Origin of the sequence: Azospirillum melinis (assembly GCF_013340935.1) — a bacterium.
GTDB classification, from domain to species: Bacteria; Pseudomonadota; Alphaproteobacteria; order Azospirillales; family Azospirillaceae; genus Azospirillum; species Azospirillum melinis.
In genome coordinates this window covers 15,425-35,806 of sequence record NZ_WHOS01000048.1, presented here as the reverse complement: position 1 = coordinate 35,806, position 20,382 = coordinate 15,425, and the positions used below count along the sequence as shown (strand labels likewise).

Below are 20,382 nucleotides of genomic sequence, written 5' to 3'. Positions count from 1 at the left end.
GCGCACACTGTCGGTGCGGACGTTCAGAATCCCGGTTGTGTTGGCCTACGTTTTCTTCGACCGCGCAGTGGAGCGATCCTTGGAGCGGTTCTGGGGATGGGCGGAGCGCGGTCCATGGTGGGCACGGCGCGCGGATTGGGGAACGGCATGACGGCGATGGTCGAGACGGCGGACGCGTTGGATCCGAAGGTTCTGCTGATGGCCCTGCGGCAATTGCGCAAGGGTGAATTCTCGGTGCGGCTGCCGCTGGACCTCACGGGAATCGACGGCGAAATCGCCGCCGCCTTCAACGACGTGGTCGAACTGAACCAGAACCTGACCGCCGAGGTCAGCCGACTCAGCGTCGCCATCGGCAAGGAAGGCCGCATCAGCCAGCGCGCCAAGCTGAACAATGCGTCCGGCGGGTGGGAAACCTGCGTCGACAGCATCAACACGCTGGTCGGCGACATGATCCAGCCGACAACGGAAATTGCTCGCGTCATCGGCGCGGTCGCCAAGGGCGACCTGTCGAAGACCATGGCGCTGGAGATCGAAGGCCGGCCGTTGCAGGGTGAATTCCTGCGCACTGCCCGCAACGTCAACACCATGGTGGACCAGCTCGTCACCGTCACCACCGAGCTGACGCGTGTGGCGCGCGAGGTGGGGATCGAAGGCAAGCTGGGCGGTCAGGCCCAGGTGAAGGGCGTTGCCGGCAGCTGGAAGGACCTGACCGAGAACGTCAATGTGATGGCGGCGAACCTGACCGGTCAGGTCCGCAACATCGCGGAGGTGACGACGGCGGTCGCCAAGGGCGATCTGTCGAAGAAGATCACCGTGGATGTGAAGGGCGAGATCCTTGAGCTGAAATCGACCATCAACACGATGGTGGACCAGCTGAACAGCTTCGCGTCGGAAGTGACGCGCGTTGCGCGCGAGGTGGGCTCGGAAGGCAAGCTGGGCGGTCAGGCCAAGGTTGAGGGTGTCGGCGGCACCTGGAAGGATCTGACCGACAATGTGAACATGATGGCGGAAAACCTGACCGGCCAGGTCCGCAACATCGCCGAAGTCACCACCGCGGTCGCCAAGGGCGATCTATCGAAGAAGATCACCGTCGATGTGAAGGGCGAGATCCTCGAGCTGAAATCGACCATCAACACGATGGTGGACCAGCTGAACAGCTTCGCGTCGGAGGTGACGCGCGTTGCGCGCGAGGTGGGCTCGGAAGGCAAGCTGGGCGGTCAGGCGAAGGTCGAGGGCGTCGGCGGGACTTGGAAGGACCTGACCGACAGCGTGAACATGATGGCGGCCAACCTGACCGGTCAGGTCCGCAACATCGCCGACGTGACCACCGCCGTCGCGACAGGTGACTTGTCGAAGAAGATCACCGTCGACGTGAAGGGTGAGATTCTTGAGCTGAAATCGACCATCAACACGATGGTGGACCAGCTGAACAGCTTTGCCTCGGAGGTGACGCGCGTCGCGCGCGAGGTGGGGTCCGAAGGCAAGCTGGGAGGTCAGGCGCGGGTCGAAGGCGTCGGTGGCACCTGGAAGGATCTGACCGACAGCGTGAATCTGATGGCGGCGAACCTGACCGGTCAGGTCCGCAACATCGCCGACGTGACGACCGCCGTCGCCAACGGCGACCTGTCGAAAAAGATCACCGTGCCGGTGAAGGGCGAGATCCTTGAGTTGAAGAACACCATCAACACGATGGTGGACCAGCTGAACAGCTTCGCCTCGGAAGTGACGCGCGTTGCGCGCGAGGTGGGCTCGGAAGGCAAGCTCGGCGGTCAGGCCCAGGTGAAGGGTGTCGGCGGCACTTGGAAAGACCTGACCGACAGCGTGAACGCGATGGCGACCAACCTGACGGGGCAGGTGCGCAACATCGCCGAGGTGACGACGGCGGTCGCGAATGGCGACCTGTCGAAGAAGATCACCGTCGATGTGAAGGGCGAGATCCTCGAACTGAAATCGACCATCAACACGATGGTGGACCAGCTGAACAGCTTCGCATCCGAGGTGACGCGCGTGGCGCGCGAGGTGGGTTCGGAAGGCAAGCTGGGCGGTCAGGCCCAGGTGAAGGGTGTCGGCGGCACTTGGAAAGACCTGACCGACAATGTGAACGCGATGGCGACCAACCTGACGGGGCAGGTCCGCAACATCGCCGAAGTCACCACCGCGGTCGCGAATGGCGACCTGTCGAAGAAGATCACCGTCGATGTGAAGGGCGAGATCCTCGAACTGAAATCGACCATCAACACGATGGTGGACCAGCTGAACAGCTTCGCCTCGGAAGTCGCCCGCGTTGCGCGCGAGGTCGGCATTGAGGGCAAACTGGGCGGTCAGGCCCAGGTGAAGGGGGTTGCCGGCACCTGGAAGGATTTGACCGACAACGTGAACATGATGGCGGCCAACCTGACCGGTCAGGTCCGCAACATCGCCGAAGTCACCACCGCGGTCGCCAAGGGCGATCTGTCGAAGAAGATCACCGTCGATGTGAAGGGCGAAATCTTCGAGCTGAAATCGACCATCAACACGATGGTGGACCAGCTGAACAGCTTCGCTTCGGAAGTGACGCGCGTTGCGCGCGAGGTGGGCTCGGAAGGCAAGCTGGGCGGTCAGGCGAAGGTCGAGGGTGTCGGTGGCACCTGGAAGGATCTGACCGACAATGTGAACATGATGGCTGCCAACCTGACCGGTCAGGTGCGCGGCATCGCCAGCGTCGTCACCGCGGTCGCCGACGGCGACCTGAAGCGCAAGCTGGCGGTGGACGCCAAGGGTGAGATCGCGGCGCTGGCCAACACCATCAACGGCATGATCGACACGCTGGCGACCTTCGCCGATCAGGTCACCAACGTGGCGCGCGAGGTGGGCATCGAAGGCAAGCTGGGCGGTCAGGCCCGCGTGCCGGGTGCCGCCGGCCTGTGGAAGGACCTGACCGAGAATGTGAACCAGCTGGCCGCCAACCTGACCACCCAGGTGCGCGCCATCGCCGAGGTCGCCACCGCGGTGACCAAGGGCGACCTGACCCGTTCCATCACCGTGGAGGCGATGGGCGAGGTTGCTGCGCTGAAGGACAACATCAACGAGATGATCCGCAACCTTCGCGACACGACGCTGAAGAATGCGGAACAGGATTGGCTGAAGACCAACCTCGCCAAATTCACCCGCATGCTGCAGGGCGAACGCGATCTGGTCACCGTCTCCAACATGATCCTGTCGGAGATCGCGCCGCTGGTGAACGCCCAGCACGGCGTCTTCTATGTCGCCACCCGCGACCGCGACGAGCCGCTGCTGGAACTGGTCGCCAGCTACGCGCTGAAGGAGCGCAAGAACCTGTCCAACCGCTTCCACCTGAAGGAAGGTCTGGTCGGGCAGTGCGCCTACGAGAAGAAGCGCATCCTGCTGACCAACGTGCCGCGCGACTATGTCTCCATCAGCTCCGGTCTGGGCGAGGCGCCGCCGCTGAACATCATCGTCCTGCCGGTGCTCTTCGAGGACGACGTGAAGGCGGTGATCGAGCTGGCGAGCTTCGGCCGCTTCAGCGAGACGCACCAGAGCTTCCTGGAGCAGCTGACCGAGAGCATCGGCATCGTGTTGAACACGATCGCCGCCAACATGCGCACCGAAGGTCTGCTGAAGCAGTCGCAGCGCCTGACCACCGAGCTGCAGAGCCAGCAGGAGGAGCTGAAGACCACCAACGAGCGTCTGGAGCAGCAGGCCGCCTCGCTGCGCAAGTCCGAAGAGCTGCTGAAGGCCCAGCAGGAAAAGCTGACCACCACCAACGAAGCGCTGGAGGAGAAGGCCGAGCAGCTCGAGAAGCAGAACATCGAGGTGGAGCGCAAGAACCGCGAGGTCGTGTTCGCCAAGGCGGCCCTGGAAGAGAAGGCCGAACAGCTTGCCCTGACCTCCAAATACAAGTCGCAGTTCCTGGCGAACATGAGCCATGAGCTGCGCACGCCGCTGAACAGCCTGCTGATCCTGTCGAAGCTGCTGGCCGACAACCCTGACACCAACCTGTCCGACCGTCAGGTGGAGTTCGCCCGGACCATCCATTCCGCCGGCTCCGACCTGCTCGGCCTGATCAACGACATCCTCGATCTGTCGAAGATCGAATCCGGCACGGTGACGCTGGAGATCGGCGAGGTCGTGCTGGGCGACCTGCGCAACCATGTGGAGCGAACCTTCTCGCAGCTGGCGCAGGAGAAGAAGCTGGACTTCGCCATCGAGATGGACGAGGCGCTGCCCGCCAGTATCCAGACCGACGAGAAGCGGCTGGCCCAGGTGCTGAACAACCTGCTGTCCAACGCCTTCAAATTCACCGAAAGCGGCGGCATCACCTTCCGCGTCGCCCCGGCGACGGAAGGGTGGAGTGCCGCCCACCCGACGCTGGACGCCGCATCCTCGGTGCTGGCCTTCACCGTCATCGACACCGGCATCGGCATCCCCGAGGACAAGCAGCGCATCATCTTCGAGGCGTTCCAGCAGGCTGATGGCACCACCAGCCGCAAATATGGCGGCACCGGCCTCGGCCTGTCGATCAGCCGCGAGATCGCCCGTCTGCTGGGCGGCGAGATCCGCGTCGCCAGCACGCCGGGCAGGGGCAGCGCCTTCACGCTGTTCGTCCCCCGCAGCTACGACATCGTTGCGGAACCGGTCGCGCAGCTCGGCACGCCCGTCATCGCCGCGGCCAGCGCCGCCATGCCGCCCACTGCGCTGCTGCCCAAGCGGACCGAGACGGCGACGCGTCCAGTGGTGGCCTCCGGCCCGCAGGAGGGGTTGGCGCTGCTGGACATGCAGCAGCCGGCCGGCGACGACCGTGAGCGCCTGCGTCCCGGTGAGCCGGTGGTGCTGATCGTGGAGGACGATAACACCTTCGCCTCCATCCTGATCGATCTGGCGCGGGAGAAGGGCTTCCGCACCATCCTGTCCAGCGGTGGATCTGCGGCGTTGCCGTTGGCGCGCAAATACCGGCCGGATGCCGTCCTGCTCGACATCGGGCTGCCGGACATGGATGGCTGGGCGCTGCTCGACCTGCTGAAGCGCGACCCGCAGACCCGGCACATCCCGGTCCACGTCATCTCCGCCAAGGACGAGCGGCGGCGCGGTCTGGCGATGGGCGCCTTCGATTATTCGGAAAAGCCGGTGGAGCGCGAGGCGATCTTCGACGCCCTGAACCGGGTCAAGAGCTTCCGGGAGCGCGACCACCGCAGGCTTCTGGTGGTGGAGAAGGACAGCCCGCAGCCGGGCGGCGTCGCCGCCCTGATCGGCAACGGCGATGTGGAGACGCACACCGTCACCTCGATCGAGGCCGCGATGGCGGCGCTGAGCGCCGATCATTTCGATTGCATGGTGCTGGATCTGTCGAGCCCGACCCTGGCCGGTCCGGTGACGGTGGATTTCGAGCTGATCGAATGGCTGCGCACCCGCGACACGCTCGCCTGGATGCCGGTGGTGATCTATGTCGCCGCCGACATCGCGGCGGAGGACGAGGCGCGGCTGCGCCGGCTGGCCGAAACCGTGGTGCTGAAGAGCGCCCGGTCGCCGGCCGGGCTGCTGGACGAAACCGCGCTGTTCCTGCACCGCGCCGTCGACCGGCTGCCCGACGAGAAACGACGCAGCATCCTGGACCTGCGCCAGCACGACCCATCGCTGGCCGGCAAGCGGGTGCTGGTGATCGACGACGACATCCGCAACATCTTCTCGCTGGCCAGCGTGATGGAGGCTCACAAGATCGAGGTTCTGCATGCCGAAAGCGGACGCGAGGGCATCGAGCGGCTGCGTGCCGACCCCGGCGTGGACGTGGTGCTGGTCGACATCATGATGCCGGAAATGGACGGCTATGAGACCATGCGCACGATCCGCAGCATCGACGAGTTCCGGGCGCTGCCGATGATCGCCGTCACCGCCAAGGCGATGAAGGGCGACCGCGACAAGTGCATCGAAGCCGGCGCGACCGACTACATCGCCAAACCGGTGGACATTGACCATCTCCTGTCGCTTCTGCGGATCTGGACCGCCAAGAACAACCGGCAGCAACAGCGCGGTGGGGTGCAGGCATGACCCGGCGCAAGCTGCAGCCTGTTCGCGCGGTGCGGCGCGCGCCGTTCGTTCCCCCGGCCGCCAGCCCGGTGCCGGCGGCCCGCCGGTCGCGCCTGCTCGGCACCGCCAGCGCCCAGCCGGCCGGCGGCGACGCCGTCCGTAAGCCACCTCTGCCGCCGGCCGCAGCTGCGGTGGAAGCGGCGCCGGCTGCCCCCGCGGCCCCTCCTCCCGCCACTGTGACGCCACCGCCGGCCGCCGTTCCCGCGGGATGCGAAAGCGGAACCATGACCACCGACTCACACCCGCAGCCCGACAAGGCGGACGTCGCGATCCTGATCGTCGACGACGACCCGCGGAACCTGTTCGCCGTGCGGGAGACGCTGGAGGATCTGGGGGCGCAGCTGGTGCTCGCCCGGTCGGGGGAGGAGGCGCTGAAGCATCTGCTGCGCCAGGACTTCGCCCTGATCCTGCTGGACGTGCACATGCCGGGGATGGACGGCTACGAGACGGCGGGTCTGATCCGCCTGCGCGAGAAGTCGCGCCACATCCCGATCATCTTCCTGACCGCCATCAACAAGGACGAGACGCACATCTTCCGCGGCTATGCCACCGGCGCAGTGGATTACATGTTCAAGCCGGTCGACCCGCAGATCCTGAAATGCAAGGTGTCGGTCTTCGTCGACCTCTACCGCAAGACGGAGGAGGTGAAGCGCGAGGTCGAGGCGAAGCAGCGCCTGCTGGACGAGAACGAGCGGGTGCGCCGCGAGATGCGGCAGGCCGAACAGGCGCTCCGCCGGTCGGAGGAGCGGCAGGCTCTGATCCTGGGCCAGCTTCCCATCGTGCTTTACACCGCCGACCTGACGCCGGGCATTCCGTTCCGCTACCTGTCCGACACGACGCAGACGGTGCTGGGCTGCCCCGCCGCCAGCTTCATCGAGGACCCGAATTTCTGGGAATCCGGTCTGCATCCGGACGACCGCAGCCGCGTGCTGCGCCAGCTGGCGTCGATCCACGATGCCGGGCTGACCACGGTGGAATATCGCTGGCGCGGGCCGGACGGCGGCGAGCGCCATCTGCTGGACCAGGCTGTGGTGGTTCGCGACGAGGACGGCCACCCGGCAGAACTGTTCGGCACCATCATGGACGTGACCGAGACGCGCCAGGCCCAGCAGCAGCTCGCCCACGCGCAGAAGATGGAGATGGTCGGCCAGCTGACCGGCGGCATCGCCCACGATTTCAACAACATGCTGATGGTGGTGATCGGCAGCCTGGAGCGGCTGGTCCCCGGCCTTGCCGACGATCCCAAGGCGGCGCGGCGGGCGGAGATGGCGCTTCAGGCGGCGCTGCGCTGCTCCGACATGACGCGGCGGCTGCTGACCTTCGCCCGGCGCCAGCAGCTTCACCCGGAACCGGTGGATCTCGGCGATCTTGTCGCCGGCATGAGCGAACTGATGGAGCGCACGCTGGGCGGCGGTGTCGCCATCGCCATCGAAGCGCCGCCGGCCGATGCCGAGCCGCTGTGGATCGCCTCGGTCGACCGCTCCCAGGCGGAATCGGCCCTGCTGAACCTCGTCATCAATGCCCGCGACGCCATGCCCGGCGGGGGCACTCTGCGGATCAGGACGGCGAACACCCGGTTCACGGAGCCGCAGACCGGAAACGGCATGTCGGTGCCGGCCGGCGACTATATCCTGCTGTCGGTGGCCGACAGCGGATGCGGCATGCCGCCAGACGTGCTGGAGCGCGCCTTCGAGCCCTTCTTCACCACCAAGGAGACGGGGAAGGGTACCGGTCTGGGCCTTGCCATGATCCATGGCTTCGTCAAGCAGTCGGGCGGTCTGATCGGCATCGACAGCAAGCCCGGCAGCGGCACCGTTTTCCGCCTCTACCTGCCGCGGGCGGCGATGGACAGCGCCCATGGCGTGTCGATTGACGAGGATGACGGCCATGAAGCCTTTGCAGGCCGTGGCGAGACCGTGCTGGTGGTCGATGATGACGCTGACGTACGGTCGGTCGCGGTGCAGGCGGTCGCGGCTCTGGGTTACCGCGTGCTGGAGGCCGATGGCGCGGAGGCGGCGCTGACATTGCTGGACCGGCAGCCGGTCGACCTTCTGTTCACCGACATCGTCATGCCCGGCGGTCTGAACGGGCGCGAACTGGCGTTGGAGGGGTTGCGCCGCCATCCCTCTTTGCGGGTGCTGTTCGCCTCGGGCTATGCCAACGGAACCTCTGCGCCGGGACCGGAGGCCGGCGCGTCCACCGACGCCGGCGGCGCCGCCGATCCCGGCGCTGTTCTGGGGGCTGTGCTGAGCCGGGCGGAAACGCTGTCCAAGCCATACCGTGACGGCGATCTGGCCCGTGCCCTTCGGCGCGCGCTGGATCCGCAGGCCCCTCTCGCCCCGGCGGAGGCCGTCCGGGGGCGATGAGGGGGATCGAGGGCGGCGTTACCCCACGCCGCCGGTTGTGCATATCAGGTCAGGTTCTGGTTCATGGTTTTGTCCGATGATGCGCTTACCCTGTTGCGAGGTTCGATCCGGTCTGTCTGGGCGTTGGAGCTTCTTCTTCTTCTGCGGCGGACTCCCGACCGGGACTGGTCGAACGGCGATCTGGTCAGCGAGTTGCGTGGCAGCGAGGTGGTGGTGCAGGAGGCGCTTGCCGGGTTCCTCGGCGCTGGCCTGCTGGTGGCACAGACCGACGGCCGCCACCGTTACCGCCCGGCTTCCCCGCTTCTGGACCAGTGGGTGGAGGAGATCGAGCAGGCCTACGCTACCCGTCCGTCCGCCATCATCCGGGAGATCTTCGCTGCTCCCGGCAACAAGGTGCAGATCTTTGCTGACTCCTTCCGCTTCCGCCTCAACGATTGACCTCAGTGAATGAAATGACTGCGGACTACCTAGTCAGGAATGCGTGCCGTCCTCTGCGGGAGGAGAGCGGGGTGGGAGCGACGACATGGATGTCGTGAAGTCGGCGGTCTATCTGCTGTGCTTTGCCGCCAGCCTGCTGTGCATGGTCCTGCTGCTGCGCAGCTGGCTGCGCTCCCGCAGCCGGCTTCTGCTGTGGAGCACGCTGTGCTTCGTCGGGCTGGCCGTGAACAATCTGCTGCTGTTCATCGATGTCGTCGTCCTGCCGACGCAGGTCGACCTGCTGCCGCTGCGCCAGTTCTCCGCCATGGCCGGCGTGGGCGTGCTGCTGTACGGCTTCATCTGGGATGCCGAGTGATGCTGCCCACCACCTCCAGCTTCTTCACCGGCGTGCTTGCGGCGCTCTATGCGGTGGCCGGACTGTTCTTCCTCGGCTTCTGGAAACGGACGAGGGACGCGCTGTTCGTCAGCTTCGCGCTCGCCTTCCTGCTGCTGGCGCTGAACCAGATCGTGCTGGCGCTCGGCGGGCTGGAACGCGAAGAGCAGAGCTGGGTCTATGTGCTGCGCCTGCTGGCCTTCCTGCTGATCATCGGCGCCATCGTCCGCAAGAACCTGGAGGGGCGGCGGCGCTGAACCGCGTCCGGACGGCCGCTTTTTACTTGCGGCCGTCACCGAAGCGGCGGCAGTCCCATTCGTCGGTCCCGGCTTCGGCCCGCCCGCCATTGGAGGTGCGGTAGCGGGAATCGTCGCATTGGCCGTTGCCGGCATACCGGCTGTAGCCGCCGCGGCCCCGGCCTTCATAGCCGCTCGCATAACCATTGCCATAATAGCCGCTGTTGTCGTAGCCGCCGCGATGGCGCTGATGCCGTCCGCGGTTGCGGTCGCCATCGTCGTCATCGCCGCCGGCGGTGGCGGCCAGCACGCCCAGCCCGACCACCGCGGCGCCGATCAGCAGGGCGCCCGCCATGTCGTCGTTGCCGTTGCCGGCGCATCCCGGCAATGCCAGCGAGCCGGCCAGACAGACGGCCATCAAGGTCCTGCCGCCGAAGAACCCGCGCCTTGCCGCCGCTTGTGTGGTCATTGCCATTGTCGCCTCCCGAAACAGGGGTTCATTTATGCACGAACACATGAGCGGAGTTTTTCATCCGCTACCATTATAATTTCTTTTTAGAAATATTTATGCAGCCTCGCTTCCGCTTGGCGGCTGCATACGGGAGGCTTACGGCGGGGCTTGGCCCGGCTGGCCGGAAGCCCTATGGTCGGCCAGCTGTCGCCAATATCGCCAGCTGTCGCCAATATTGGGAGTGCGTCGATGTTCACCGCCAGGATCCTGCTGCTTGGCTCCGGAGAGCTGGGCAAGGAATTCGTCATTGCCGCCAAGCGGCTGGGCTGCGAGGTCATCGCCTGCGACAGCTACGCCAACGCGCCGGCGATGCAGGTCGCCGACCAGGCGGAGGTGTTCTCCATGCTGGACGCCGACGACCTGCGCGCCGCCATCGCCAAGCACCGCCCGGACTACATCGTGCCGGAGGTGGAGGCGATCCGCACCGAGGTGCTGCACGAATTCGAGGATGCCGGCACCATTGTCGTGCCGTCGGCCCGTGCCGCGACCATGACGATGAACCGTGACCGCATCCGTGAGGTCGCGGCGACGGAACTCGGCCTGCGCACCTCGCGCTACCGCTATGCCGAGAGCCTGGAGGAAGTGCGCGCCGGGGCGGAGCACACCGGCTTCCCTTGCGTCGTCAAGCCGGTGATGTCGTCGTCCGGCAAGGGGCAGAGCACGGTGCAGGACGCTGCCGGGCTGGAGGCGGCCTGGGACTATGCGGTGGCGAACATGCGCGGCGACCGCCGCAAGGTGATCGTCGAGGAGTTCGTTCCCTTCGAATACGAGATCACGCTGCTGACCGTCCGCACCCGCGACGGCATCCTCTATTGCGAGCCGATCGGCCACAGGCAGGAGCGCGGCGACTATCAGGAATCCTGGCAGCCGGTCGCCATGCCGCAGGCGATGCTGGACGATGCCAAGGCGATGGCGGCGCGCGTCGTCGACAATCTCGGCGGCTACGGCATCTTCGGCGTCGAGTTCTTCGTCACCGCCGACGAGGTGATCTTCTCCGAACTGTCGCCGCGGCCACACGACACCGGCATGGTCACGCTGCTGTCGCAGAACCTGTCGGAGTTCGAACTGCACGCCCGCGCCATCCTGGGCCTGCCGATCCTGAACATCCTGTGCCGCGCCCCGTCGGCCTCCGCCGTCATCCTGGCCGACCGTGAGGCGGAGAGTTTTCGCATCGAAGGGCTGGCGGACGCGCTGCGCCTGGGTTCGGCCGAGCAGGAGGTCGACGTCCGCCTGTTCGGGAAGCCGACCACCCGCAGGAACCGCCGCATGGGCGTGGCGCTGGCCACCGGCACCGACACCGACGACGCACGGGCACGGGCCAAGCAGGCGGCGGACAAGGTGATGATCCGGTATCTGTGAGCCGTTGATTTCGATCCTGCAGGCGGGGATGACCCGCCTGCAGGAGCCTTGTCAGACGGTGGCTTCAGACGGCGGCGGCGAGCATGCCGGCCGAGAGATCCGGCTCGAGCATCGGTGCCGCCCGGCCGGTCGCCGCCAGCGGGGTGGTGGAGCGCCCTTCGCGGTAGCCGAAGTTCACGTAATGGGCTGCCGCCGACGCTTCGCTGTTGCCAAACCGACGCTGAAGATCGGGATTCCGTGCCAGATAGGCGGCCGCGTTGAACGTCGTCGTCCGTCCTTCGAGCCGTCCCGTGGTTGCATAATGAAGGGCCGCCGCGGTGGTGCTGGAGCCGAAGGCCTGGATCAGATCCGGGTTGGCCGCCAGATAACCCGTCGCATCGAAGGAGGTGTTTCGTCCCTCCAACCGACCGTTGGTGATGTAATGCCGGGTCGCTGTGGCGGTGTCCGCCCCGAAGGCCGCGGCCAGATCCGCGTTGGCGGCCAGATACCCGGCGGCGTCGAAACTGGTCGCGCGGCTCTCGGTATAGCCGCTCCGAATGTAGTGAGTGAAGGCAGCGGCCTGATTGGTGCCGAAAACGGCGGCCAGATCCCGGTTGGCCGCCAGGTACCCCAGGGCATCGAAACCAGCGGCACTCGAAGTCGGCACCATCCCGTCGTAATATCTGACGTATTCGACATTCATCAGAACGTCGCTGCCATTGCTGCGATCGAGAATGGCAACCTGTCCATTGAAAGCGACCAGCCTCGCGGTGCTCGTATATTGGAGATTGATGACGGTGTCGATACCTTCTCCGCCATCGATGGTATCGAAACCAGGGCTGGTGTAGATCTGATCGTCACCTCCACCGCCGCTGATGTAATCGTTTCCCGCGTATCCCTGTAAATAGTCGGTCTGGGATGAGCCAAATATTTGGTCGTCACCTGACAGCAACGACGGGACCGTCAATGCATTAGAAAATTCATATGCGCTTGAGAAGCTCAGATTTGCATTGCTGATTGACAGCAGTATATTCCCACTGGGTTGCGTCGCTGTAAGGGATGTAATTCTTCCTGATATGTTAGTTCCGGTTATATTGATATTACCATTCACTGTGGCGTCCATCACGGTCGCGCCGTTTTTTGTAAATCTGGCAACGATCTGCGATGGAGTTATCGAATACAGGAAAGAGTTGTCATAATCGATACCGGTACCGCTTCCACCATCCCATAAATGCAGGGGTACGCTTGCAACGACGATGCTCATATCAATCTCTCTTTCTGCCTTCTGATTCCATTGCGTGGTCGGCATTCATTTCCGCATTCCGCATTCCGCAAGAGAACGACCAAAATCTCCCCCAGAGGAATGTTGCTCTTATTTCCAGTCATCATGCAGAACAGAGGATTTAACAGCCTGAATGCACCTATAAGTGTATGCAGGCATCTCTAAAAAGTCTAGAGTTGAGCCCATCGGCTTCTGGACATATGCAGCGATGTGTGGCGGGCTCGCCTCACGCTACCGTCGGAGCAGCCGGTCCACCCGCCGCAGCGCCGGGAACATCGCCGCCCACAGTCCGGCGAGCCCGACAGCTCCGACACCGCCCAGCACCACTGCCGGCACCGCACCGATCATTGCCGCGACGCTGCCGGATTCGAACTCGCCCAACTGGTTGGACGCGCCGATGAACAGCGAGGTGACGGCGCCGACCCGGCCGCGCATCTCGTCGGGGGTGGACAACTGGACCAGCGTCTGGCGAACGAACATGCTGACCTGATCGGTGGCGCCGACCGCCAACAGGGCGATGAAGGACAGCACCGGATCGGCAGACAGGCCGAAGGCTATGGTCGCGACGCCGAATCCAGCCACCGCGATCAGCATCCAGCGCCCGGCATGGCGCTTCACGCCCCAGCGGGTGATGACCATCGCCATGGCGAGCGCCCCCAGCGCCGGGGCGGAGCGCAGCAGGCCGAGCCCCCACGGCCCGACATGCAGCACGTCCCGCGCATAGATCGGCAGCAGCGCCGTCGCCCCGCCCAGCAGCACCGCGAACAGGTCGAGCGAGATGGCGCCCAGAATCTCCGGCCGGCTGCGGATGAAGGCAGCGCCGGCCAGCATGCTGGTCAGGCTCATGGCTCGCCTGGTCATGGTGACGGGGCGCGGCCGGCAGGCGGCGATCAGCAGGACCGACAGCAGCAGCATCGCCGTGCTGACGCCATAGACTGCGGCCGGACCGGCGATGTAGAGCAGTCCGCCCAGTGCCGGGCCGGAGATCTGCGCCACCTGCACGCCCGACGATTGCCAAGCGACGGCGTTGGGCAAATCCTCCACCGGAACGGTCGCGGACAGGATCGCCTGGTTGGCCGGCCCCTCGAAGGACTTGGCGAGGCCGATCAGCGCCACCACGGCGAAGATGGCGTGGGGCGACAGGGCGCCGGCCATGGTCAGCAGGAACAGGGCGGCGACCGCGATCATCTCGACCGACAGGGCGCCGAACAGGACCGTCTTGCGGTCGTTGTTGTCGACCACATGGCCGGCCACCAGAACCAGCGCCAGCGAGGGAAGGAACTGGAACAGCCCGACCAGCCCGAGGTCGAGCGGGTCGCCGGTCATGGCATAGACCTGCCAGCCGACCGCCACCACCTGCATCTGGATCGCCAGCATCGAACAGACCCGCGCGCTCCAGAACAGGGCGAAGGCGCGGTGACGGAAGGCCGACCGGAAACTGTCCCCGGCCGCAGGGGCGCTGGTCATTCAAACTGGCTCCAGAAGTGTGGCAAGCCCCAGCCCGCCACCGATGCCGAGCGTGGCGAGGCCCCGGCGGGGCGCATGGCCTGCCGCCGGGAACAGCATTTCGCTGAACAGGCGCGTCACCAGGATCGCCCCGGATGCGCCGTAGGGATGGCCGAGCGCCAAGGCTCCGCCGCCGACCGACACGCGCGACTGGTCGATGCCAAGCGCGTCGAGGCTGGCCAGCACCTGGGCGGCGAAGGCCTCGTTGAACTCGACGAGGTCGATGTCGGTGACGGTCAGGCCGGGATTGCGGGCCAGCAGCTTGGTCACCGCCGGGATCGGACCTGTGCCGAGGAGTTGCGGATCCACGCCCGCCGCGGCGCTGTCGACCACCGCCAGCCCATGGGTGAGGCGGAGCGCGCGGAACTTCCGCTCCGAAACCACCGCCACCATTGCGGCGCCGTCATTGACCGGGCAGGCGTTGCCCGCCGTGACCGTGCCGTCCGACCGGAGAATCGGCCGCAGCGCCGCCAGCTTTTCGAGGCTGGTATCGGCGCGCGGGCACTCATCGAGGGCGACGACGCGGCCGTCGCGGAGACGCAGCGGAACGATCTCGCGGTCGAAGCGCCCGGCGGCCTGCGCGGCCACGGCCTTGCGGTGGCTGTCCAGCGCGTAGCGGTCTTGGCGGGAGCGGTCGATGCCGTAAGCCGTGGCGACAGTCTCCGCCGCCTCGATCATCGACGGATCGCCGACCTCGTCGGGGGCGAAGCGGGCACGGTCATAGAAGGTCGGGCTGCGGTAGAGGCTTGACGGCTTGGCGACGCGCCACGGGGCGGTGCTGGTGCTCTCGACCCCGCCGGCCAGGACGACGTCGCAGGCGCCGGATTGCACCAGCCGGGCGGCGAGATTGACCGCCTCCAGCCCTGATCCGCACTGCCGGTCCACCGTGACGCCGGGTACCGACACCGGCAGCCCGGCCGCCAGAGCCGACAGCCGCGCAACATTGCCCCCGGGGCCGACCGCGTTGCCCAGCAGAACCTCATCCACCTCCGCAGGGTCGAGGCCGGCGTCGGCCAGCACGGCACGAATGACCGGGGCGGCGAGATCCTCGACGGGAAGTTCGCGCAAGCTGCCGCCGATGCGCCCGACCGGGGTCCGCCGGGCGGCGACGATGATGGGACGGCAACTCACTCGACCACCTCCAGCCCGCCGTCCTGCCCGCTGAGCTTCGCCTGCTCGCGCACATCGGCGCGGGCGATCTTGCCGCTGCCGGTCAGGGGCATGTCGGACGCGGCGAAGACCCGCCGCGGCGCCTTGTAGCCCTCCAGCCGGTCATGGCACCAGCCGCGCAGTTCGACGAGCGAGGCGCGCGCGCTCCCGCGCCACCACACGACAGCGGACAGGGCATCTCCCCAATAGGAATCGGGCAGGCCGAAAACCACCGCCTCCGCCACCGCGGGGTGGGCGCGCAGGACCGCTTCGACCTCCGCCGGGTAGACGTTCAGGCCGCCGGTGATGACCATGTCGCCGGCCCGCCCGACCAGCCGCAGCCAGCCTTCGCCATCGATCCAGCCGTAATCGCCGACCGTGCCCCAGCCGTCCCGCTCGCGGTAGCCGGCGCCGTCGGTGACGCCGAGATAGCCCTCGCTCAGCATGCCGCTGCGTACCCAGACGGTGCCGGGCCGGCCGCGCTCCACCGGACGACCGTCATCGTCGCGCAGGCTCAGTTCCACCCCATGGAAGGGGCGGCCGACACTGTCGGCGGGGGCGCCTTCGCGGGAGGAGCGCAGGCTGACGAAGCTCAGCTCGGACGCGCCGTAATATTCCAGCACGGCGGCGTCGGGACAGAGGGCGGCCAGCCGGTCATGAACGGCGGGCGCCAGCTTGGCACCGGAACAGACCACCCGGCGAAGGGTGGGGAAGCGTCGGCCGTCGCGCTCCGCAGCGTCGAGGATGCCGACCAGCATCGTCGGCACCAGCACCAGTGTGGTGACGCCGCACTCGGCCAACTGCGCCGCCGCGTTGGCTCCGTCGAATTTTGGCTGCACCCGCACCGTGGCGCCGGCCGACAGTCCCTCCACCGCGCCATAGAGGCCCAGGCCATGGACCAGCGGCCCCGGCACGAGAATGACATCCTCGGTACCGATGCCGAATTCCACCCGGCTCGCCTCCAGCGTCGCCAGCCAGGAGCCCTGGTTGCGGATGAAGGCCTTGGGCCGGCCGGTGGTGCCGGAGGTGAAGCCGACCAGGAACGGCGTCTTCGGATCGACCGCGGGGATGGTCCAGCCAGCCGGCTGCGCTGCGATCCAAGTGGCGGCGGTCCCGGTCGTCAGATGCAGATCGGGGCGGAAGGTCTCGATGGCAGCGGCGGTCTGCGCGGCGCTCCATTTCGGGTCGAGCAGGCCGACGATGCCGCCGGCCGCGACGATGCCGAAGAACAGCGCCAGCAGGTCCGGCCGGTTGCCCAGGCTGAGCGCCACGCGCGGAGGCGTTCCATCCCGGTGCAGGGCAGCCACACCGGCACCGGCGCGCCGCACCTGCTCCAGCAGCGCGCCATAGGACAGCCACTCGTCGCCGAGGATCAGCGCCGGATGGTCAGGCGCCCGTTCGGCGGCGAGTACAAAGGGGCGGACGAGGTTGTCCGCGCCCATATAGCTGTCGGTCAGCAATGACTGTTCAGGAACCATTCTCTCAGGCATGGATCGGCAGGATGCCGGCGCGGCGGACGCCCGAGGCGGCGACGGCGGCAATGCCAGCCTTGATCAGATCGCCCGGGACGAAGGCCAGCGTGCCGAACACCGCCTTGTCTACCGGCAGGCCGGCGACCAGCCACAGCCAGGGAATGCCGCCGGCATAGACGACCAGGATGCCGCCAAGCACGCTCACTGCGAACAGGCGGATCGGGTTGGCGGTGGTGGCGAACCGTTCCGCCAGCCAGCCGGTCACGAACGCGCCGACCGGCCAGGACAGCACGAAGCCGCCGGTCGGCCCCATCAGGACGCCGATGCCGCCGCGACCGCCGGCCAGCAGCGGCAGACCGGCCGCGACCAGCAGAACGAACAGCAGCGCTGCGATGCCTCCGCGCTTGGCGCCCAGGATGGTGCCGGCCAGCATGACGCCCAGCGTCTGCGCTGTGACCGGTACCGGCAGGAAGCCGAGCGGAATCGGCGGCGCCATGCCGAGCCCGCCCAGCAGGGCGGCGAACAGGGCGCAGAGGACGAGGTCGCGGGTGGACAACATGGCGGACGCTTCCTTCGGCTGGTGACGTTATCGTTGAGTGCTGTTCTTGGTTTTGCTGTCGTTCGTCCCGGCATCCACCGGGTCGTAACCGCGCGCTTCCAGCGCGGCGGTCAGATCATCGGCCATGGTGAGGATCTTGACCAGCAGCGGAACGAACAGGGCGGCTATGTTACGTTCCACGCCGCGGGCGCGCTGGGCCATCCTCACCTCGCGCACCTGTTCGCCCAGCAGCGGGATGAAACGGATGGTCAGGGCCAGCATCAGCGCCATCTTCGCCGGGTTGACCCCAACCGGCCGCAGCAGGCCGAACAGCCGCTCGAACAGATCGACCATGTCCATGACCCGGGTGGTCAGCGTGACCAGGGTCGCCAGCAGGATCAGGGCGGTGAAGCGGGCGACGGCGACCGCCGTCTCCTCCCACCCGCTGCCGGCCAGCAGCGCCTGGAAACCGAACAGCAGGGTCAGCATCAGCACCGGCGCCCGCAGCTCCGCCAGCACCCGCCCGGCCGGCAGCCTTGCCGCCACGAGCAGCGCGGCGCCGATCGATCCGGCGGCCAGCGCTCCCCAGCCACCGGGCAGGGCCAGCACCAGGATGGTCACCAGCAGCAGGCCGCCGAGCTTCGCCCCTGCCGGCAGGCGGTGAACGACCGACTCCCGATGCAGGTAGAGGCCCAGCATCAGCCGAGCCGCTCGATGTAGGCCGGCACGGTTTCCGCCGGCGGGCCGTCTGCGACGATGCGGCCATCCTCCAGCACCAGTGCCCGGTCGAAATCCTTCACCATGTCGAGATCGTGGGTGACGACGATCACCGTCTGCGGCAGGCCGCGCAGCAGGTCGATCACCTTGCGGCGGTTACGCAGGTCGAGCAGGGTGGTCGGCTCGTCGAAGATCACATAGGCCGGCTCCAGAACCAGCACCCCAGCGATGGCGAGCAGCTGTTTCTCGCCGCCGCTCATCTGGTGGGCCGGCTGGTGCCGGTAGCGGTCGAGGCCGTAGCGCTCGAGCGCCCCGGCGACGCGGCGGGCGATTTCGTCCTTCGGCAGCTTGCGCGCCTTCAGCCCGAAGGCGAGGTCCTCCTCCACCGTCGGGTAGACGATCTGGGTATCGGGGTTCTGGAAGACGAAACCGACCCGCTGGCGCACGGCACGGCCGTCGCTGCGGGTATCTAGGCCATCAACCGTGACGGTCCCGGCTGCCGGCACGATCAGCCCGTTCAGCAGGCGGGCCAGCGTGCTCTTGCCTGAGCCGTTGCCACCGAGAATGGCGATGCGCCGCTCGGCCAGCCGCAGCGACAGGTCGTGCAGGACGGGGCGGTCGCCATAGGCGTGGGTGACGGACCGGAGTTCGATCATCGACGGAGCCAGGGCTTTCGCGTTGCAGTTCTGTTGCGCGTGCGAAAGGTTCTTAGCGAGTCTACGAAGCGCGTGCCAGGGGAGAAGTTGCCAAATTTGCAACTTCCGCCCTCTCCCGCCCCATGCATCAGCATGGCAAGGGAGAGGGCAAAACCAAATGGTGCACTGTAGGAGCTCAGAAGCTGTTGCGCTCGTGATAGGTCTGCAAGAACTGTTGCACCCGCGGCTCCGTCGATTCGTGGAAGACCTCGCGTGGGGTTCCGAAGGCGGCGATGCGGCCGCGGTCGAGGAAGGCCACCTTGTCGGCGACGTTGGCGGCGAAGCCCATCTCGTGGGTCACCACGACCATGGTCATGCCGTCGGCCGCCAGATCGCGCATCACCTGCAACACCTCGCCCACCAGTTCGGGGTCGAGCGCCGATGTCGGCTCGTCGAACAGCATCAGGTGGGGTTCCATCGCGATGACGCGGGCGATGGCGACGCGCTGCTGCTGGCCGCCTGACAGGCGGGCGGGGTAGCTGTCGGCCTTGGCGGCCAGACCGACCCGGTCAAGCATCCGGCGGGCGTGGGATGTTGCGGCGACCTTGTCCATGCCGCGGACCTGCACCAGGGCTTCGGCCACATTCTCCAGCGCGGTCATGTGGGGCCACAGGTTGAACTGCTGGAACACCATGCCGACGTTGCGGCGCAGATCGCGCAGGTCGCGGTTGGACAGGCGGCGGCGCGGCGTGTCCTCGCTATAGCCGACCAGCTTGCCTTCGATGCGGATCTCGCCGCGGTCGTAGACCTCCAGGAAGTTGATGCAGCGCAGGAGCGTGCTCTTGCCCGATCCGCTGGGGCCGATCAGGCAGACGACCTCCGACTTGTTGACGGTCAGGTCGATGTCGCGCAGCACCTCGTTGGTGCCGAAGCTCTTGCCGACGCCGCGGATGGAGACCATCGGCACGGCATCGCCCTGGACTGTATCGCCCTGGCCTGCGGCACGCGACGGGGTGGCGGTTCGGGAAACGGCGGTCATCACGCCCTCGCGGTTGCAGTCTTGGACGACCCTTGCGGCGAGGCGTGGGTCAGGAAACGGGTGACGCGCGCCTCCAGCCGGCGGCCCAGGCGCGACACCGCCTCCACCAGCAGCCAGTAGAACAGCGCCATCCCCAGGATGGTCTCGAAGGTGGCGAAGGTCTCCGCCGCCATCGTCTGCATCTCGTACATCAGTTCCGGCACGGTGATGATCGACAGCACCACCGTCTCCTTGGTCAGGATCGCCATCATGTTGACGATGGGCGGGATGGTCGACACCAGCATCGCCGGCACGATCACCCGGCGCAGGATGGCACCGTAGGACATGCCGAGGCTGAGAGCCGCCTCAACCTGCCCCTTCGGCACCGCCTGATAGCCGGCGCGGAAAATCTCGGCGAAATAGGCGCTGCCGTAGATGCCGAGGCCGAGGATGCCGGCGGTCGTCGCCTCCAGCCGCAAGCCGATGGCCGGGCCGCCGCTGTAGAGCAGGAACAGCTGGATCAGGAAGGGCGTGCCGCGGATCACCTCGATATAGGCGCGGATGACCCAGCGCAGCGGCTTCACCGGCAATTGCCGCAGCAGCATGAGCGCGAAGCCCAGCACCATGCCGATGAGGCAGCCGGCGCCCCAGCACAGGATGGTGACGCCGAAGCCGCGCAGCAGCGCCGGGCCGTACTGGACGAGGAGGGAAAGGTCCAACAT

General features: G+C 66.7%; 16 protein-coding genes. 6 read left to right on the top strand and 10 right to left on the bottom strand.

Going from position 1 to position 20,382, the window contains the following annotated elements:
- Positions 1 to 114 precede the first annotated feature (114 nt).
- From GBZ48_RS26710 to GBZ48_RS26690, 5 genes are all read left to right on the top strand, one after another.
- Entirely contained in the window at positions 115 to 6,042 is a 5,928-nt protein-coding gene (locus GBZ48_RS26710; RefSeq protein WP_211105904.1) for a HAMP domain-containing protein, read from the top strand.
- Positions 6,039 to 8,447, top strand: a complete 2,409-nt coding sequence (locus GBZ48_RS26705; RefSeq protein ID WP_246307476.1) for a response regulator — start codon at positions 6,039 to 6,041, stop codon at positions 8,445 to 8,447. Before GBZ48_RS26710 ends, GBZ48_RS26705 begins: the two co-directional genes overlap by 4 nt.
- Before the next feature lie 63 nt (positions 8,448 to 8,510).
- Positions 8,511 to 8,885, top strand: a complete 375-nt coding sequence (locus GBZ48_RS26700; protein WP_174473791.1) for a hypothetical protein — start codon at positions 8,511 to 8,513, stop codon at positions 8,883 to 8,885.
- Positions 8,886 to 8,970: 85 nt separating this feature from the next.
- A complete protein-coding gene (locus GBZ48_RS26695; RefSeq protein WP_174473790.1) occupies positions 8,971 to 9,240 on the top strand; it encodes a DUF5985 family protein in 270 nt (89 codons plus the stop codon).
- Complete coding sequence (locus GBZ48_RS26690; protein ID WP_109048699.1) at positions 9,240 to 9,515, top strand: DUF5985 family protein; 276 nt, start codon at positions 9,240 to 9,242, stop codon at positions 9,513 to 9,515. Before GBZ48_RS26695 ends, GBZ48_RS26690 begins: the two co-directional genes overlap by 1 nt.
- A gap of 22 nt (positions 9,516 to 9,537) precedes the next feature.
- Here the strand turns inward: GBZ48_RS26690 and GBZ48_RS26685 are convergent, their stop codons facing one another.
- Positions 9,538 to 9,963 (bottom strand): hypothetical protein, encoded by a 426-nt coding sequence (locus tag GBZ48_RS26685; RefSeq protein ID WP_174473789.1) that lies wholly within the window; start codon positions 9,961 to 9,963, stop codon positions 9,538 to 9,540.
- Positions 9,964 to 10,194: 231 nt separating this feature from the next.
- Between GBZ48_RS26685 and purT the strand changes: the two genes are divergently transcribed.
- Entirely contained in the window at positions 10,195 to 11,364 is a 1,170-nt protein-coding gene (gene purT / locus GBZ48_RS26680) for a formate-dependent phosphoribosylglycinamide formyltransferase (protein WP_174473788.1), read from the top strand.
- A 64-nt stretch (positions 11,365 to 11,428) separates the two neighbouring features.
- Here purT and GBZ48_RS26675 read toward each other — a convergent pair whose 3' ends face one another.
- From GBZ48_RS26675 to GBZ48_RS26635, 9 genes are all read right to left on the bottom strand, one after another.
- Positions 11,429 to 12,652 (bottom strand): calcium-binding protein, encoded by a 1,224-nt coding sequence (locus GBZ48_RS26675; RefSeq protein WP_246307475.1) that lies wholly within the window; start codon positions 12,650 to 12,652, stop codon positions 11,429 to 11,431.
- Positions 12,653 to 12,856: 204 nt separating this feature from the next.
- The gene (locus tag GBZ48_RS26670) at positions 12,857 to 14,092 is read right to left on the bottom strand and encodes an MFS transporter (protein WP_174473787.1); all 1,236 of its coding nucleotides are present in this window, start codon (positions 14,090 to 14,092) and stop codon (positions 12,857 to 12,859) included.
- Positions 14,093 to 15,262, bottom strand: a complete 1,170-nt coding sequence (locus tag GBZ48_RS26665) for an acetyl-CoA C-acyltransferase (protein WP_174473786.1) — start codon at positions 15,260 to 15,262, stop codon at positions 14,093 to 14,095. It abuts the gene before it with no gap.
- Entirely contained in the window at positions 15,259 to 16,758 is a 1,500-nt protein-coding gene (locus tag GBZ48_RS26660) for a class I adenylate-forming enzyme family protein (protein ID WP_246307474.1), read from the bottom strand. The genes GBZ48_RS26665 and GBZ48_RS26660 overlap by 4 nt, the downstream gene beginning before the upstream one ends.
- A 4-nt stretch (positions 16,759 to 16,762) precedes the next feature.
- Positions 16,763 to 17,311, bottom strand: coding sequence for a biotin transporter BioY (locus GBZ48_RS26655; protein WP_209798531.1), 549 nt, complete (start codon positions 17,309 to 17,311; stop codon positions 16,763 to 16,765).
- A gap of 27 nt (positions 17,312 to 17,338) precedes the next feature.
- Positions 17,339 to 17,989 (bottom strand): energy-coupling factor transporter transmembrane component T family protein, encoded by a 651-nt coding sequence (locus tag GBZ48_RS26650; protein WP_174473785.1) that lies wholly within the window; start codon positions 17,987 to 17,989, stop codon positions 17,339 to 17,341.
- Positions 17,989 to 18,663, bottom strand: a complete 675-nt coding sequence (locus tag GBZ48_RS26645) for an energy-coupling factor ABC transporter ATP-binding protein (RefSeq protein ID WP_174473784.1) — start codon at positions 18,661 to 18,663, stop codon at positions 17,989 to 17,991. The genes GBZ48_RS26650 and GBZ48_RS26645 overlap by 1 nt, the downstream gene beginning before the upstream one ends.
- A gap of 175 nt (positions 18,664 to 18,838) precedes the next feature.
- Positions 18,839 to 19,681, bottom strand: coding sequence for an amino acid ABC transporter ATP-binding protein (locus tag GBZ48_RS26640; protein ID WP_281362498.1), 843 nt, complete (start codon positions 19,679 to 19,681; stop codon positions 18,839 to 18,841).
- Positions 19,681 to 20,382 carry an amino acid ABC transporter permease gene (locus GBZ48_RS26635; protein WP_174473783.1) on the bottom strand — a complete coding sequence of 234 codons (702 nt, stop codon included), beginning with the start codon at positions 20,380 to 20,382 and terminating at the stop codon, positions 19,681 to 19,683. Before GBZ48_RS26635 ends, GBZ48_RS26640 begins: the two co-directional genes overlap by 1 nt.

Coding starts and splice junctions, on each gene's coding strand:
- GBZ48_RS26710 (WP_211105904.1), top strand. CDS start 115: ATGGTGGGCACGGCGCGCGGATTGGGGAACGGCATGACGGCGATGGTC.
- GBZ48_RS26705 (WP_246307476.1), top strand. CDS start 6,039: ATGACCCGGCGCAAGCTGCAGCCTGTTCGCGCGGTGCGGCGCGCGCCG.
- GBZ48_RS26700 (WP_174473791.1), top strand. CDS start 8,511: ATGGTTTTGTCCGATGATGCGCTTACCCTGTTGCGAGGTTCGATCCGG.
- GBZ48_RS26695 (WP_174473790.1), top strand. CDS start 8,971: ATGGATGTCGTGAAGTCGGCGGTCTATCTGCTGTGCTTTGCCGCCAGC.
- GBZ48_RS26690 (WP_109048699.1), top strand. CDS start 9,240: ATGCTGCCCACCACCTCCAGCTTCTTCACCGGCGTGCTTGCGGCGCTC.
- GBZ48_RS26685 (WP_174473789.1), bottom strand. CDS start 9,963: ATGACCACACAAGCGGCGGCAAGGCGCGGGTTCTTCGGCGGCAGGACC.
- purT (WP_174473788.1), top strand. CDS start 10,195: ATGTTCACCGCCAGGATCCTGCTGCTTGGCTCCGGAGAGCTGGGCAAG.
- GBZ48_RS26675 (WP_246307475.1), bottom strand. CDS start 12,652: ATGCCGACCACGCAATGGAATCAGAAGGCAGAAAGAGAGATTGATATG.
- GBZ48_RS26670 (WP_174473787.1), bottom strand. CDS start 14,092: ATGACCAGCGCCCCTGCGGCCGGGGACAGTTTCCGGTCGGCCTTCCGT.
- GBZ48_RS26660 (WP_246307474.1), bottom strand. CDS start 16,758: ATGGTTCCTGAACAGTCATTGCTGACCGACAGCTATATGGGCGCGGAC.
- GBZ48_RS26655 (WP_209798531.1), bottom strand. CDS start 17,311: ATGTTGTCCACCCGCGACCTCGTCCTCTGCGCCCTGTTCGCCGCCCTG.
- GBZ48_RS26650 (WP_174473785.1), bottom strand. CDS start 17,989: ATGCTGGGCCTCTACCTGCATCGGGAGTCGGTCGTTCACCGCCTGCCG.
- GBZ48_RS26645 (WP_174473784.1), bottom strand. CDS start 18,663: ATGATCGAACTCCGGTCCGTCACCCACGCCTATGGCGACCGCCCCGTC.
- GBZ48_RS26640 (WP_281362498.1), bottom strand. CDS start 19,681: ATGACCGCCGTTTCCCGAACCGCCACCCCGTCGCGTGCCGCAGGCCAG.
- GBZ48_RS26635 (WP_174473783.1), bottom strand. CDS start 20,382: ATGTTGGACCTTTCCCTCCTCGTCCAGTACGGCCCGGCGCTGCTGCGC.